This is a genomic window from Kumtagia sp. (genome assembly GCF_059502445.1).
Genome location: NZ_JCACER010000069.1, coordinates 1 through 14,705, shown reverse-complemented (window position 1 = coordinate 14,705; position 14,705 = coordinate 1). Strand labels below are relative to the sequence as shown.

The 14,705-nt window shown below is 67.0% G+C and carries 12 protein-coding genes; 6 read left to right on the top strand and 6 right to left on the bottom strand.

Going from position 1 to position 14,705, the window contains the following annotated elements; all coding sequences use genetic code 11:
• Nucleotides 1-58 precede the first annotated feature (58 nt).
• Complete coding sequence (locus AC5JDC_RS19160) at nucleotides 59-4,837, top strand: NAD-glutamate dehydrogenase (RefSeq protein WP_495843677.1); 4,779 nt, start codon at nucleotides 59-61, stop codon at nucleotides 4,835-4,837.
• A gap of 11 nt (nucleotides 4,838-4,848) precedes the next feature.
• Here AC5JDC_RS19160 and AC5JDC_RS19155 read toward each other — a convergent pair whose 3' ends face one another.
• Nucleotides 4,849-5,058, bottom strand: a complete 210-nt coding sequence (locus tag AC5JDC_RS19155) for a type II toxin-antitoxin system RelE/ParE family toxin (protein ID WP_495843675.1) — start codon at nucleotides 5,056-5,058, stop codon at nucleotides 4,849-4,851.
• A 78-nt stretch (nucleotides 5,059-5,136) separates the two neighbouring features.
• Nucleotides 5,137-5,382 (bottom strand): type II toxin-antitoxin system ParD family antitoxin, encoded by a 246-nt coding sequence (locus tag AC5JDC_RS19150; RefSeq protein ID WP_495843673.1) that lies wholly within the window; start codon nucleotides 5,380-5,382, stop codon nucleotides 5,137-5,139.
• A 145-nt stretch (nucleotides 5,383-5,527) separates the two neighbouring features.
• On the opposite strand from AC5JDC_RS19150, the gene AC5JDC_RS19145 reads away from it, so the two are divergent.
• Entirely contained in the window at nucleotides 5,528-6,901 is a 1,374-nt protein-coding gene (locus AC5JDC_RS19145; protein ID WP_495843671.1) for an MFS transporter, read from the top strand.
• Nucleotides 6,902-6,911: 10 nt separating this feature from the next.
• On the opposite strand, the gene AC5JDC_RS19140 is transcribed toward AC5JDC_RS19145, so the two are convergent.
• Nucleotides 6,912-8,828, bottom strand: a complete 1,917-nt coding sequence (locus AC5JDC_RS19140; protein ID WP_495843669.1) for a propionyl-CoA synthetase — start codon at nucleotides 8,826-8,828, stop codon at nucleotides 6,912-6,914.
• A gap of 155 nt (nucleotides 8,829-8,983) precedes the next feature.
• Between AC5JDC_RS19140 and AC5JDC_RS19135 the strand changes: the two genes are divergently transcribed.
• On the top strand, nucleotides 8,984-9,148 hold the full coding sequence (locus AC5JDC_RS19135) for a hypothetical protein (RefSeq protein WP_165816124.1): 165 nt from the start codon (nucleotides 8,984-8,986) through the stop codon (nucleotides 9,146-9,148).
• A gap of 68 nt (nucleotides 9,149-9,216) precedes the next feature.
• Here AC5JDC_RS19135 and AC5JDC_RS19130 read toward each other — a convergent pair whose 3' ends face one another.
• From AC5JDC_RS19130 to AC5JDC_RS19120, 3 genes are read right to left on the bottom strand one after another with little or no spacing between them, the layout of a single operon-like run.
• Nucleotides 9,217-10,134 (bottom strand): FHA domain-containing protein, encoded by a 918-nt coding sequence (locus AC5JDC_RS19130; RefSeq protein WP_495843667.1) that lies wholly within the window; start codon nucleotides 10,132-10,134, stop codon nucleotides 9,217-9,219.
• Nucleotides 10,135-10,141: 7 nt separating this feature from the next.
• On the bottom strand, nucleotides 10,142-11,521 hold the full coding sequence (locus AC5JDC_RS19125) for an FAD-containing oxidoreductase (protein ID WP_495843665.1): 1,380 nt from the start codon (nucleotides 11,519-11,521) through the stop codon (nucleotides 10,142-10,144).
• Nucleotides 11,518-11,982, bottom strand: coding sequence for a DUF4126 domain-containing protein (locus AC5JDC_RS19120; protein WP_495843663.1), 465 nt, complete (start codon nucleotides 11,980-11,982; stop codon nucleotides 11,518-11,520). Before AC5JDC_RS19120 ends, AC5JDC_RS19125 begins: the two co-directional genes overlap by 4 nt.
• A gap of 212 nt (nucleotides 11,983-12,194) precedes the next feature.
• On the opposite strand from AC5JDC_RS19120, the gene AC5JDC_RS19115 reads away from it, so the two are divergent.
• The 3 genes from AC5JDC_RS19115 to AC5JDC_RS19105 all read left to right on the top strand — a co-directional run bounded on the left by AC5JDC_RS19115 (nucleotide 12,195) and on the right by AC5JDC_RS19105 (nucleotide 14,493).
• Nucleotides 12,195-13,025, top strand: a complete 831-nt coding sequence (locus AC5JDC_RS19115) for an alpha/beta fold hydrolase (RefSeq protein ID WP_106773657.1) — start codon at nucleotides 12,195-12,197, stop codon at nucleotides 13,023-13,025.
• A gap of 407 nt (nucleotides 13,026-13,432) precedes the next feature.
• Nucleotides 13,433-14,182: a YebC/PmpR family DNA-binding transcriptional regulator gene (locus AC5JDC_RS19110; protein WP_495843661.1), complete on the top strand. Its 750-nt coding sequence runs from the start codon at nucleotides 13,433-13,435 to the stop codon at nucleotides 14,180-14,182.
• The gene (locus tag AC5JDC_RS19105) at nucleotides 14,179-14,493 is read left to right on the top strand and encodes an Rdx family protein (RefSeq protein WP_495843659.1); all 315 of its coding nucleotides are present in this window, start codon (nucleotides 14,179-14,181) and stop codon (nucleotides 14,491-14,493) included. The genes AC5JDC_RS19110 and AC5JDC_RS19105 overlap by 4 nt, the downstream gene beginning before the upstream one ends.
• Nucleotides 14,494-14,705: the final 212 nt, after the last annotated feature.

The following is a 14,705-nucleotide window of genomic DNA, read 5'->3' as shown; positions in this document are numbered from 1 at the left end:
CGGGTCATCTGGTACGATAACCGCAAAAGCCTTCGACGGGAGAGGGAAGCAGATAATCATGGCCGCCAGCGTCAAAACCGCATCGGAACTCAAGAAAATGGCGGCCGGGACCGAGAATAAGCCTGCCCGGCTGGCCGACCTGCTGCTCGCCCGAACGCCGGCGGAGGATGTCGCGGCCTATGAGCCGGCCATGCTGCAGCGCGCCGCCGAGCTCGCCGGCAAGGCCGTCGCGGCGCACCGCAAGGGCGACTCGGTCGTGTCGATCGAACGCGACGGCGGAGTGCAGCGCGACGGCAGGCCGGTGACGGTGATCACCGTCGTCAACGACAACATGCCTTTCCTGTTCGATTCGGTGCTCGGTGAAATCACCGACACGGCCGGCGAGCCGGAGCTGGTCACGCATCCGGTGCTGGTCGTTCGGCACGGGCCCGACGGCGTGGAGGAAATCCTTGATGAAGGCGGCTCCGTTCGCGACCACGGCGCCGACCGGCTGAGCGTCATCCACGTCCATGTGAAACCTGTCTCGGCCGAGGAGGCGGACGGGCTGAGGCAGCGGCTGGGCACGGTGCTCGTCCAGGTGCGGGCGGCGACGGCGGACTGGAAGCCGATGCTTGCCCGGCTCGACCATGCGATTTCCGATTACCGCTATGCTCCGGTGCCGCTCGACGCGGGCGCCGTGAAGGAAGCCATCGCATTCCTCGAATGGCTGCGCGACGACAATTTCACCTTCCTCGGCATGCGCGAGTTCCACTACAGCGGGGGCGAGAAGGCCGGCACGCTGGAGCGCTCGGACAAGCGCGGGCTGGGCATCCTGGCCGATCCGGACGTGCGCGTATTGAGGCGCGACAACACCCACAACGGCCAGACCACGCCGGAGATCCGCGCCTTCCTGCACGGACCCGATCCGCTGATCGTCACCAAGGCGAACGCCAAGTCGGTCGTCCACCGCCGCGCCTATCTCGACTACATCGGCGTGAAGACTTACGATTCCAATGGAGATCTGTCGGGCGAACTGCGCATCGTCGGCCTGTTCACCTCGACCGCCTATACGCGCTCGGTGCTGAAGATCCCCTATCTGCGCTCCAAGGCGCAGGCAGTCATCCAGAAATCCGGCTTCGACCCCGCCGACCATTCCGGCAAGGCGCTGATCAACGTGCTGGAATCCTATCCGCGCGACGAGCTGTTCCAGATTCCCGTCCCGATCCTGCGCAAGCACGCCGAGGCGATCCTCGGACTGGTCGAGCGGCCGCGCGTACGCGCCCTGGTGCGCGTCGACCAGTTCGACCGCTTCGTCTCGGTGCTCGTGTTCGTGCCGCGCGACCGCTACGATTCGATCGTGCGCGAGCGGATCGGGCAATATCTGAAGACCGTCTTTGACGGTCGCCTCTCCGCCTATTATCCGGCCTTCCCGGAGGGCGGCCTGGCGCGCGTCCATTTCATCATCGGCCGCTCCGGCGGCAAGACGCCGAAGGTCGAGCAGGCCACGATCGAGGCGGCGATCCGCGGCATCGTGCGCACCTGGGAGGACGGGCTGCGCGACGAAGCCGCCGCCGCGGGCCTCGACGAAAGACTGGCCGGCGTCGCCGCGAAATTCCCCGAGAGCTATCGCGGCTCCTTCACCGCCGTCGAGGCGCTGGCCGATGCCGAGCAGGTCTCCGGCCTGTCGGCGGAAAATCCGATCGCCATCGACTATTATCGCCATGCCGACCAGAAGCCCGGGCAGGCGGCCCTGAAGATCCATCACTACGGGGAACCTGTCGCGCTGTCGCGGCGCGTGCCGATGCTGGAGAACATGGGGTTCCGCGTCATCAGCGAGCGCACCTTCGAAGTGCGCGGCGGAGACGACGCGCTGGTCTTCATCCACGACATGGATTTGGAGAACGCCTTCGGCAAGCCGATCGATCTCTCCGATCGCGGCGCACGCTTCGAGGAGGTGCTGCTCGCCGTCTGGCACGGCGAGGCCGACAATGACGGCTACAACGCGCTGGTCCAGACTGCCGGGCTGTGGTCGCGCGAAATCCTCATCCTGCGCGCCTATGGCCGCTATCTGCAGCAGGCCGGCATACCGCAGAGCCAGGACGTCATCGCCAATGTGCTGAACCGCTATCCGGAAGTCGCGCGCGGCCTGTTCCAGCTGTTCACTGCCCTGTTCGACCCGGCCGCACAGGACGGCGCGGTTACGGCAAAACATCTCAAGGCCAAGATCAAGGATGCGCTGCAGGAGGTACCCAGCCTCGACGACGACACCATCATCCGGCGCTATCTCAACCTGATCGAAACCTCGCTGCGCACCAATCATTTCGCTGCCGAGACGAAGGGCCGTTCGCTGGCGATCAAGCTCGATTCGCGGGCGCTCGACGGCCTTCCCGACCCCCGGCCGTGGCGCGAGATCTTCGTCTACGGCCCCGAAGTGGAGGGTGTCCACCTGCGCTTCGGCCGGGTGGCGCGGGGCGGCCTGCGCTGGTCCGACCGCGCCCAGGACTACCGCACCGAGGTGCTGGGCCTGGTCAAGGCGCAGCAGGTGAAGAACGCCGTCATCGTCCCGGTCGGCGCCAAGGGCGGCTTCTACCCGAAGCGCCTGCCGCCGAGCTCCAATCGCGACCTCTGGTTCGAGGCGGGCCGGCAGGCCTACATCAACTTCGTTTCCAGCCTGCTCTCGGTCACCGACAACATCGCCGCCGACGGCAGTATCGTGCCCCCGCAGGACGTGGTGCGGCGCGACGGCGACGATCCCTATTTCGTCGTCGCCGCCGACAAGGGCACGGCGACCTTCTCCGACACCGCCAACGCCATCAGCCAGGCGCATGATTTCTGGCTGGACGACGCCTTCGCCTCCGGCGGCTCGGCCGGCTACGACCACAAGAAGATGGGCATCACCGCCAAGGGCGCGTGGGAGGCGGTGAAGCGGCATTTCCGCGAGATGAACCGCGACATCCAGGCCGAGCCGTTTACCGTGGTCGGTGTCGGCGACATGTCGGGCGACGTGTTCGGCAACGGCATGCTCTTGTCCGAGCAGACGCGCCTGATCGCCGCCTTCGACCACCGCGACATCTTCATCGACCCCGATCCGGACCCGGCCGTCTCCTTCGCCGAGCGCAGGCGCATGTTCGACCTGCCGCGCTCGAGCTGGCAGGACTACGACAAGACGAAACTGTCGGCCGGCGGCGCCGTGATCTCGCGCTCGCAGAAAGCGGTGACGCTGAGCGCCGAGGCCGCGGCCGCGATAGGCCTGACCAAGACCACCGCCTCGCCGGCCGAGATCATCAACACCATTCTCAAGGCGCCGGTCGATCTGCTGTGGTTCGGCGGCATCGGCACCTATGTGAAGGCGACCGGCGAGACCAACCAGGAGGTCAGCGACCGCGCCAACGACGCGATCCGCGTCACCGCCGCCGAGGTCCGGGCCAGGGTGATCGGCGAAGGGGCCAATCTCGGCGTCACGCAGCGCGGCCGCATCGAATTCGGCCTGCTCGGGGGTGCCTGCAACTCGGACGCCATCGACAATTCCGGCGGCGTCAACTGCTCCGACGTCGAGGTCAACATCAAGATCGCGCTGGCGTCGGCGATGCGCAAGGACGGGCTCACCCGTCCCGCCCGCGACACGCTGCTTGCGGAGATGACGCCGGACGTCAGCGAATTGGTGCTGGCCAACAACTACCAGCAGACCCTGGCGCTGTCGCTGCAAAGGAAGCGCGGGCTGGCCGACCTGCCGCACCAGGCCCGCTTCATTGCCAATCTCGAGGCCCGCGACCTGCTCGATCGCGCGGTCGAAACGCTGCCCTCGGACGCCGCGCTGGCCGAGCGCCAGGCGCGCGGCGAGCCGCTGACCCGGGCGGAACTCGGCGTATTGCTCGCCTATGCCAAGATCGTGCTGTTCTCCGACCTGCTCGACAGCGACGCGCCGGACGACCCGCATTTCGAGGACGACCTGCTGGCCTATTTCCCGCCCCGCATGGCGAAGAAGTTCAATGCCGAGATATGCGGCCACCGCCTGCGCCGTGAGATCGTCTCGCGTGTTCTCGCCAACGATCTCGTCAATCGCGGCGGCCCGTCCTTCGTGAACCGGCTACAGGATTCGACCGGACGCACGGCAGCCGAGGTGACGCGGGCTTTCGCCGTCGTGCGCGACGGCTTCGCGCTGCCGGCGCTCTATGCCGAGATCGACGCGCTCGACGCAAGGATCGACGGCCAGCTGCAGCTCGAGCTCTATCAATCGGTCGGCCGGCTGCTGTTCATGGAATGCGGCTGGCTGCTCAAGAACGACCACACCAACGCGCCGGTCGGCGAGCGCATCGCCGAACTGCACAAGGCGCGCGCGGCGCTGGAGCCGAAGCTCGTTTCGCTGCTGCCCGCCTACCTCCGTGCAAGGCTCGACGAGCGGCGGCAGGGTTTTGTCCTTGCCGGCGCACCGGAAGGGCTTGCCGAGAAGCTCGCCAATGCCGATGCTGTGCAGACGATCCCCGACATCGCGCTGGTGGCCCGCACCGCCGGCGCCGATATCGTTGAAGCTGCCAAGGCCTTCTTCGCGGTCGGCGAGGCGTTCCGCATCGACCGTATCGAGGACGCGGCGCGGGCGATCGCCACGACCGACTATTACGACGGCATGGCGCTGACGAGGGCGACGGACACGATCGCTGCCGCCGGCCGCGGCATCGCGGTTGCGGCGCTTGCGGCAGACGACGGCAGCGGCGAGCCGGTGGCGCGCTGGCTGGAGGCCGGCGGCGAACGCGTCGCCCGCACCCGCGAGCGGCTGCAGGCGCTCACCGAGGGCGGGGACATCACCGTATCGCGGCTGACCGTGGCGGCGGGGCTGATGCACGATCTGACCGTGGTGTAGGACCGCGCTGATCAGAGATGCCGCTCGACGTCCATCCTCTTGTGCAGGATACGGATGACATCGACGCTGCGGTCGGTCAGCCGATAGAAGACGAAATGTGATCCGACGGGATATTTGAGATAGCCCTCGCGAACGCTGACGGGACGCCCTGTTCTTCGTCCGGCAGCCAGGTCCACCAGCACGGCGACAATGTCATCGTTGTAGCGGTCGGCTTGCTGCACCGACCAGTTGTCGAGGCTATAGACCCAATGCGCTCGAGATCCGCTTCCGCAAGCGGCGATAAATCGGTAGACCGCTTTTTAGCTCGCATGCTTGGAATGCATGCGCTTCAGGAATGCGTCGCTGTCGAACGGCCGCGGTTCACCCGACTGCTCCCCCGCAGCGAGCGCGTCCTGTAGTGCTTTCACCTTTGTTTCATGTTCTTCAAGCAGACGAAGCCCGGCCCGGACCACGTCGCTGGCGGATCCGTAGCGTCCCGTCTTCACCTGCGCGTCGATGAAATCGGTAAAATGGTCGCCAAGCGAGATCGACGTGTTGCGTGCCATGGTTCGTCTCCGGTTGAACCGACAATACCATTCGTTGGTACAGGTGCAAATTGGCGGAACGGATATAGCGATCGAACTGCAACAAGAGACTTGGCATCCGCGCCGAATCTGGCATCGTCGCGCAACCCTACAACGAGGAGCATCCATGACCGCGATCACCGCCGGTGCCGTCCCGAGGCGCGGCATCTGGGGCTGGATGTTCTTCGACTGGGCGGCGCAGCCCTTCTTCACGGTGGTCACCACCTTCATCTTCGGCCCGTATTTCGTCTCGCGCATGGCCAGCAACCCGGCGGAGGGGCAAGCGGCCTGGGGCTATGGTGTGGCCGCCGCCGGGCTCGTCATCGCCATCCTGTCGCCGGTTCTCGGATCGATCGCGGACCAGACGGGGCGCAAGAAGCCGTGGATCATGGCTTTCGCAGCGATCAAGATTCTCTGCCTGTCGATGCTCTGGTTCGCTGCGCCCGGCTCCAGCCTGTTCGTCGTGCTGGTCTTCTTCTGCCTTGCGACCGTGGCGGCGGAATTCTCCATCGTTTTCAACGATTCGATGATGCCGCGCCTGGTCTCGAAAGGCGAGATCGGCCGTGTCTCCAATGTCGCCTGGGGGCTCGGCTATCTCGGTGGCATGATCGCTCTGATCTTCGTCGTGACCATGCTCGCCGCCTCGCCGGAGACGGGCAAGACGATCATCGGCTTGCCGGCGCTGTTCGGACTCGACCCGGTGCAGGGCGAGGACGCCCGCGCCACCGGTCCGCTGGCTGCCCTCTGGTATTTCGTCTTCATCCTGCCGATGCTGTTTTTCACCCCCGACAGCGCCAAGGGCCTCGCGCTCCGTCCGGGCATCCGCGCTGGCCTGACCGAGTTGAAGGCGACCTTGTCCGAAGCGCGGCAACGTATAGGCATCCTGCGCTTCCTCATCGCCCGGATGATCTATCAGGACGGCGTCAATGCGTTGCTGGCTTTGGGCGGTGCCTTCGCGGCCGCGATGTTCGGCTGGACCATCACGGAACTCGGGATATATGGCATCCTGCTCAACATCGTCGCCATTTTTGGCTGCCTGGCAGCAAGCCGGCTGGACACGGCGCTCGGTTCCAAATGGGTGGTGATGACCTCGCTCGTCGTGCTGACCCTGGCCACCGTCGGGATCGTCTCGACCGGTCCGGGCTTTACTCTGTTCGGGCTGGCGGACCTGCCCGTGGAGGATTCGGGCGGCATGTTCGGAACGGCGGCGGAAAAAGCCTATGTGCTCTACGGCCTGTTCATCGGCCTCGCTTTCGGCCCGGTGCAGGCGTCGTCGCGCTCCTATCTGGCCCGCAGCGTCTCGGCCGACGAGGCCGGCCGCTATTTCGGGCTCTACGCCTTGGCCGGGCGGGCGACCAGCTTCCTCGCGCCTTTCCTCGTCGCCACGGTCACGGCGCTCGCCTCGCCGCGCCTCGGCATGGCGATGATCCTGCTCTTCTTCGTGATCGGCATAGCCATTCTCGTCGGCACGCCCTATCCGGCTGACAAGCCGCGCGAATAGCGCCTCGCCGCTACGCCTGTGCCTTACCAAGGCCGCGGCTTGCCAGCGCCGCTGCGATCTCGTCGAGGATGGCCGGATCATCGATGGTCGCCGGCATCGTCCACGGTTCGCTGTCGGCGATCTTCTGCATGGTGGCGCGCAGGATCTTTCCCGACCGCGTCTTCGGCAGCCGCTTGATCACCAGTACGAGCCTCAGCGCCGCCACCGCGCCGATACGCTCACGCATCAGCGCCACGATCTCGCGCTCGATCTCCGCCGGGTCTCGCGCCACGCCTGCGTTGAGCACGACGAAGCCACAGGGAACCTGGCCTTTCATAGCGTCGGCGATGCCGATCACCGCGCATTCGGCGACGTCGGCATGCTCGGCCAGCACCTCCTCCATGCCGCCCGTCGACAGCCGGTGCCCGGCGACGTTGATGATGTCGTCGGTGCGCGCCATGATGAAGAGATAGCCGTCCTCGTCGACGAGCCCGGCATCCGCCGTCTTGTAGTGGCCCGGGAACTCCGCCAGATAGGCGTCGCGAAAGCGCTGGTCGGCGTTCCACAGCGTCGGCAGGCAGCCGGGCGGCAGCGGCAGTTTCAGCACGACATTGCCCAGCGTTCCGGTCGGCACCGGGTGGCCCGCATCGTCAAGCACCCGCACGTCGAAGCCCGGCATCGGCACGCCCGGCGAGCCGTGCTTGACCGGCAGCATGCCGAGGCCGACCGGGTTCTGGGTGATCGGGTGGCCGGTCTCGGTCTGCCACCAGTGGTCGATCACCGGCACCTTGAGCTTGTCCTCCGCCCATTCCAGCGTCGGCGGGTCGGCGCGCTCGCCCGCCAGGAACAGCGTGCGGAAGCCGGAAAGGTCGTATTTCGACACCAACGCGCCCTGCGGGTCCTGGCCCTTGATCGCGCGGAAGGCGGTCGGCGCGGTGAACAGCGCGGCGACGCCATGCTCGGCGATCACCCGCCAGTAGGTGCCGGCGTCGGGCGTGCCGACCGGCTTGCCTTCGAACAGCACCGTGGTGCAGCCGTGCAGCAGCGGCGCGTAGACGATATAGGAGTGCCCCACCACCCAGCCGACGTCGGAGGCCGCCCAGAACACTTCCCCCGGCTCCACCCCGAACTCGTTCTGCATGGTCCATTTCAGCGCAACCATATGGCCGCCATTGTCGCGCACCACGCCCTTCGGCTGGCCGGTGGTCCCGGACGTGTAGAGCACGTAGAGCGGGTCGGTGGCGGCGACCGGCATGCAGTCGACATTGGCGCCGGCCGCGCGCTCGCGCGCCACCTGGTCGGCATAGTCGAGATCGCGGCCTTCGATCAGTTCACAGCGCTGCTGCTCGCGCTGCAGGATGATGCAGCGCCGCGGCTTGTGGCGCGCCATCTCGATGGCGCCGTCGAGCAGCGGCTTGTAGGCGACGACGCGGCCGGGCTCCAGTCCGCAGGAGGCCGAGACGATCACCTTGGGCGCGGCATCGTCGATGCGGGTGGCGAGCTCGCGCGCGGCGAAGCCGCCGAACACCACCGAATGCACCGCCCCCAGCCTGGCGCAGGCCAGCATGGCGAAAGCCGCTTCCGGCACCATCGGCATGTAGATGATGACGCGGTCGCCCTTGCCGACGCCCTGGTTCTTGAGCACCGAGGCGAGCGCCACCACCTCGCGCTTCACCTCGGCATAGGTGAATTTGCGGATCGTGCCGGTGATGGCGCTGTCATGGATCAGCGCCACCTGGTCGGCGCGGCCGCCGGCGACGTGGCGGTCGAGCGCGTTGAAACAGGTGTTGCATTCGGCGCCGACGAACCAGCGGCCGTAGACACCGGCGGCCGGATCGAACACCTTGTCCCAAGGTTTCGTCCAGTCGATCGCGCGCGCGGCCTCGGCCCAGAAACCCTCCGGATCGGCCTTACACGCCGCATAGACCTCGTGATAGCGCGACGCCATCGCTTCTCCTCCCGATCCGGCTCCTCGGGCGCGGACCTTAGCCGCCGCGCCGTCCGATCGTCCATTTGACTATGGGCGCAAGCGGCGCAATGCCGCAATCGACCGAGGCATCGAATGTCCTTTGACAGCGCCGTCCGCTCCTGCTCAATGGCGGCATGTCGAAAGCGCTGTCGCTCGTCATCATCGCGTTGATGGTGATCCAGATCATCAAGCCGCTCGGCCTGCCCGGCCTGCGGCAGCGGCGCGACTTCTGGAAACTGGCAGTTGCGGCGCTGGCCGCCATCTCGCTGACGGTCGTTCTCAGTCACACGACGACGTGAGCGGCAGTTCGGACCGTCTCTCCGCAAACGGCAGGGGAGGGTGATCCGGCCAGCGGCGCCGGTGCTGGTCATAACCCGGCTGGCGCAAACACCTCGACCGGCTCGGTCTGACCTTTCACCACATGGAAGCCGCAAGGCTCGAACCGACGATCCGCGTCGGGCCAGCCTTCGACGAAGGCGGCGCTGACCAGGACGGGGCGTTCCAGCGCCCGGGTCAGGCCCTCGATGCGGAAGGCGATGTTGACGGCATCGCCGAGCGCGGTGTTGATGCCCTTGCCCATCGCCCCGATCGCGGCCTGGCCGACATGCAGGCCGACGCGGCAATCGAGGGCGACGCCATGCTGGGATTTGAGCCGGAGGCGGGTCGGAGAGGCGGGCGCCGCTTCGACCGCCCTAAGCCCCACCGCGGCGAGCAAGGCCTGTTTCCGCGTCTCGGATCCGGTGCCGTGCCAGTAGGCGAAGACGCCGTCGCCGATGAACTTGTCGATGGTGGCGCCGTGGCGCTTCAGGATCGCGTCGCAATCGGCATACCATTCGCTCAGCAGCGCGGCCGTCTCTTCCGCCGTCAGAAGGGCGCAGATCGCCGTGAAGCCTTTCAGGTCGGCGACCAGGATCGTGACCGGCTCGCCCTTCGGCGGCTCCGGGCTCAGGCGCGAGATCTGGGTCCGCTCCTCCGGCGGCAGACCTGCCGCCGCGGAGGTTCCGCTTTCCTCTTCGAAGGCGAGCATGGCGTTGCCGAGGCGGATGCGGTCGCCATTCCGCAGGACGCGGGCCGCGGCAACCGCCATGCCGTTGACGAAGGTGCCGTTGGCGCTGCCGAGATCGACGATCCAGAAACCCGCCTGCTCGTGGCGGATGGAGGCGTGCTGGCGCGACACGCTGGCGTCGGAAAGCCGCACGGATGCGCCTTCGCCGCGGCCGATCAGCGAGGCCTCGCCGAGCTCGTAGGCCGTGCCGCTGGTCAGGTCCCGAACGAGCGCCGGCATCGGCCTGTCACGTCAGCGGCTTCAGGCTGCCGAACACCGTCGGCAGGAACTCGGAGACCGTCGGATGGATGGGCACCGAGCGGACGATGGTGTCGACCTTGGCACCGGCATACATCAGGTCGAGGATGCCGTGCACCACCTCGTCGCCGCTGGCGCCCAGGATCGAGGCGCCGAGAATTCTGCGGCTGTCGGCGTCGACCAGCAATTTCATGAAACCCTCCGTCTCGCCGCGCTCGACGGCGCGGCCGACCCGGGTCATGGCGATGGTGGCGATCAGGCAGTTTTTGCCGGACTTGCGCGCTTCCGTCTCGGTCATGCCGACGCGGCCGAGCGGCGGGTCGGTGTAGAGCGCATAGCAGGGGAAGCGGTCGCTGAGGCGGCGGCGGTCGCCGTCGAGCAGGTTGGCGGCGACGATCTCGTAGTCGTTGTAGGCGGTATGGGTGAAGGCGCCGCGGCCGTTGCAGTCGCCCATCGCCCAGATATGCCCGACATTGGTGCGCAGTTCGTCGTCGACCTTGACGTAACCGCGCTGGTCGGTCTCGACGCCCGCCGCGTCCAGCCCGAGATCGTCGGTGTTGGGGCGGCGCCCGATCGCCAGCAAGACATGGCTGCCCACGACCTCCGGGCTGCCGTCGGTGCAGTCGACGCCGACGGCGATGTCGCTGCCCTGACGCCGGAACCGGATGCACTCCGCCTTCAGGCGGAAGGCGATACCTTCCCTGGCAAGAATGTCGCGGATCGCCTCCGACACATCCTCGTCCTCCCTGGCGGCGAGCCGCGGGCCCTTCTCGACGACGGTGACCTCGCTGCCGAAGCGGCGGAACATCTGTGCGAATTCCAGCCCGATATAGCTGCCGCCGACCACGACCAGATGGCGGGGCAGCTCGTCGAGCTCGAGGATAGAGCTGTTGGTGAGATAGTTTATGTCGTTGACACCCGGCAGGTCGGGCACGACGGCGCGGCCGCCGACATTGAGGAATATCTTCCCGGCCGACAGAACCTTGCCGTCGACCTCCATCTCGGTCGGCGAACGGAAGCGCGCATGACCTTCCATGAAGGTGACGTTTTTCAACCCGTCCAGCCAGTCGCGCAGACTTTTGCGCGAATCCAGCGTCACCTTGTCCTTGCGCGCCTTGACCCGCCGCATGTCCATGCCGACGGCACCGCCGAGCACCACGCCGTAGTCGGCGGCGCGTTGCGCCATCCGGGCGGCATAGGCGCTGGCGACCATGGTCTTTGTCGGCTTGCAGCCGGTGTTGACGCAGGTGCCGCCGAGGAATTTCCGCTCGATCAGGGCAACGCGCTGGCCTGCATTCGCCAGCCGCACCGCCAGCGGCGGCCCGGCCTGGCCGGCACCGACGACGATGGCGTCGTAGGCGGCGCTCATGCGACCGCAGCCATCGCGGCGAGGCCGAGCACCACCGCCACGACGTCCTCCGCTATGGCGATCGGCCGGTCGTTGCCGCCGATCGCCGCGACCAGCCGCTTGCGCGCTTCGTAGCCGCCGAGCGTGCCGATGACCGCGCCGACCGCGCCGGCGATCAGGCCGCCGGCCAGCGCGCCGCCCGCCGTGCCGACGACCGCGCCGCAGAAGGCGCCGCTGACGATGCGGGCGCCGAACTGCTGCGGCACCTTGCGGCTCGGCGTCGAAGGCAGCTGGTCGCCGACGAATTCGACCAGCGCCAGGATGCTCAGGATCCATGGCGTGAAGCGATAGCCCATGAAGGCGGCCCAGGTCTCGGAAAGCGGCAGCCAGCCCAGCGCCGCCCCCCAGCTGACGGCGGCCGGGGCGGTCATGACGCGCAGTCCGGCGACGATGCCGATGACGAGTGCAAGCAGGTAGATCATGGTTTCCGTCCCCTCATCCGCCGCACTACAGCATTCCCGCGACGCGGCCGCAACGGGAAGCGGAATCCCGCTGGCGCCGCAGCCGGTTTTTGCTACCAATTGCGAAGAAGACCGACGGCAACAATTCTGGTTCTGTCATCGCCAAGACATGCTTGCCGCCGAATTTCGCTTTCCAGCCTTCTCCCATTCAGATCAGCCAGAGGGGATTCACCATGCCGTATGTGACGACAAAGGACGGAGTCGAGATTTATTACAAGGACTGGGGGAAGGGACGTCCGGTGGTGTTCAGCCATGGCTGGCCGCTGTGCTCCGACAGCTGGGAGGCGCAGATGTTCCATCTGGCCGCCAACGGTTTTCGCGCCATCGGCCATGACCGGCGCGGCCACGGCCGCTCCAGCCAGCCTTGGGACGGCAACGACATGGACCACTATGCCGACGACCTGGCGGCGGTGATCGACAAGCTCGACCTGAAGGGCGCGGTGCTGTTCGGCTTCTCCACCGGCGGCGGCGAGGTGACGCGTTATGTCGGCCGCCACGGCACGTCGCGGCTCGCCGGCATCGGCCTGATCTCGGCGGTGCCGCCGCTGATGCTGAAGACCGCTGCCAATCCAGGCGGCCTGCCGATCGAGGTGTTCGACGGTATCCGCGCCGGCTCGCTGAAGGATCGCTCGCAGCTCTACAAGGATCTCGCCTCCGGACCGTTCTTCGGCTTCAACCGGCCGGGTGCCACGGCTTCGCAGGGCATGATCGATGCCTTCTGGCTGCAGGGCATGCTCGGAGGCCACAAGAACACCTACGATTCGATCGCCGCGTTCTCGGCGACCGACTTCACCGAGGATCTGAAGAAGTTCGACATCCCGACGCTGCTCATCCACGGCGACGACGACCAGATTGTGCCGATCGACGCGGCGGCGCGCGCCTCCAAAAAGCTGGTGCCGCATGCGGAGCTGAAGGTCTATCCCGGCGCCCCGCACGGCATCACCGACACGCACAAGGACCAGCTCGGCGCCGATCTGCTGGAATTTGTGAAAGGGCTGGGGTGAGGGCGGCGGAAGGTCAAGAGCCGGGGACAGTTTACTTTTTTCCGCCCGCGCCAGCCTTGAAGCGGCACTACCTTTCTGCGGAAACAAAGTAAACTGTCCCCTGAGCACACGTCATCTTCGCCACGCCCTGCTTCGCAGTCTGGCCATTGAAAGAAAAGTGCGGGAAGCGGGGCGCGGGGCCGAGCCTCTATAAGTAAGTACGTGGCGCGGTGACCCGCGCCCCGCCGACGTTCTTGCCCGTCCGCCAACCCGCATTCGCGCAGGTGTTGCGGCCGGGCCCAGGTCTCCAGCTCTCGCCAGCCGCGCGCCTTGCCCTGCCGTCCGGCATGCCCCTTCTGGACGTTTGACGGCAACTTATCTATAAGCCCGCCATTCCGGAAATCGCCGATTTCGAAGACAGGGACGTCATGGCCGGTCATTCACAGTTCAAGAACATCATGCACCGCAAGGGCCGCCAGGACGCGGCCAAGTCGAAGGTGTTTTCCAAGCTGGCGCGCGAGATCACCGTCGCCGCCAAGCTCGGCGTTCCCGACCCGGCTATGAACCCGCGGCTGCGGCTGGCCGTGCAGAATGCCAAGGCCGAATCCATGCCCAAGGACAACATCCAGCGGGCGATCAACAAGGCTGCCGGCGGCGACGCCGAGAACTATGAAGAGGTGCGCTACGAAGGCTACGGCCCGGGCGGCATCGCGCTGATCGTCGAGGCGCTGACCGACAACCGCAACCGCACCGCCTCCAACGTGCGGGCCGCCTTCACCAAGGCCGGCGGGGCGCTCGGCGAGACCGGCTCGGTGTCGTTCCTGTGGGACCGCGTCGGCGAGATTTTCTACAAGCCGCAAGCCGGCGATGCCGACAAGGTGATGGAAGCCGCGATCGACGCCGGTGCCGACGACGTCGCCTCCGACGAGGACGGCCACGTCATCCAGTGCGCTTTCGAGAATGTCGGCGAGGTGTCGAAGGCGCTGGAAGCAGCCCTCGGCGAGGCCGAGAGCGTCAAGATCGTGTGGAAGCCGCAGACCAGCGTGCCGGTCGACGAGGAGCGTGCGCAGTCGCTGATGAAGCTCGTCGCCAATCTCGAGGACGACGACGACGTGCAGAACGTCTACGCCAATTTCGAGGTCGACGAGGCGACGCTGGCCAGGCTGAGCGCGGCGTGAGCGACGCTCCTCCTACAAGGGCGGCTCCGGTCGTCCGCATCACCTACTGCACGCAGTGCCAGTGGCTGCTGCGCGCCGGCTGGATGGCGCAGGAGCTGCTGTCGACCTTCGGCACCGATCTCGGCGAGGTCACGCTGGTCCCCGGCACCGGCGGCGTCTTCACCATCACCTGCGATGATCATCTCGTCTGGGAGCGCAAGCGCGACGGCGGCTTCCCCGATGCCGCGAAGCTGAAGCAGCTAGTGCGCGACGTGATCGATCCGGAGCGCGATCTCGGCCACGCGGATCGCAAGGAAGATCGGCGGCCTTAAGTTCGACCGCTGGCCCTATTGCTGCCGTTGCCGCGGACTGAAAAACGGCCGTGGATGGCGAGCCCATGGCCCCGCCTGCAGGGCAACCGCATATGGCAAGTGGCAAGGAATTCGGTCGCCTTGCACCCCCCCCCCCCCCCCCCCCCCCCCCCCCCCGCCCCGGGGGGGGGGGGGGGGGGGGGGGGGGGGGGGGGGGGGGGGGGGGGGGGGGG

Excerpts from the sequence above, each read along its gene's own strand:
- AC5JDC_RS19160 (WP_495843677.1), top strand. The coding sequence starts at position 59 with ATGGCCGCCAGCGTCAAAACCGCATCGGAACTCAAGAAAATGGCGGCC.
- AC5JDC_RS19150 (WP_495843673.1), bottom strand. The coding sequence starts at position 5,382 with ATGGCACGCAACACGTCGATCTCGCTTGGCGACCATTTTACCGATTTC.
- AC5JDC_RS19145 (WP_495843671.1), top strand. The coding sequence starts at position 5,528 with ATGACCGCGATCACCGCCGGTGCCGTCCCGAGGCGCGGCATCTGGGGC.
- AC5JDC_RS19140 (WP_495843669.1), bottom strand. The coding sequence starts at position 8,828 with ATGGCGTCGCGCTATCACGAGGTCTATGCGGCGTGTAAGGCCGATCCG.
- AC5JDC_RS19135 (WP_165816124.1), top strand. The coding sequence starts at position 8,984 with ATGTCGAAAGCGCTGTCGCTCGTCATCATCGCGTTGATGGTGATCCAG.
- AC5JDC_RS19130 (WP_495843667.1), bottom strand. The coding sequence starts at position 10,134 with ATGCCGGCGCTCGTTCGGGACCTGACCAGCGGCACGGCCTACGAGCTC.
- AC5JDC_RS19125 (WP_495843665.1), bottom strand. The coding sequence starts at position 11,521 with ATGAGCGCCGCCTACGACGCCATCGTCGTCGGTGCCGGCCAGGCCGGG.
- AC5JDC_RS19120 (WP_495843663.1), bottom strand. The coding sequence starts at position 11,982 with ATGATCTACCTGCTTGCACTCGTCATCGGCATCGTCGCCGGACTGCGC.
- AC5JDC_RS19115 (WP_106773657.1), top strand. The coding sequence starts at position 12,195 with ATGCCGTATGTGACGACAAAGGACGGAGTCGAGATTTATTACAAGGAC.
- AC5JDC_RS19110 (WP_495843661.1), top strand. The coding sequence starts at position 13,433 with ATGGCCGGTCATTCACAGTTCAAGAACATCATGCACCGCAAGGGCCGC.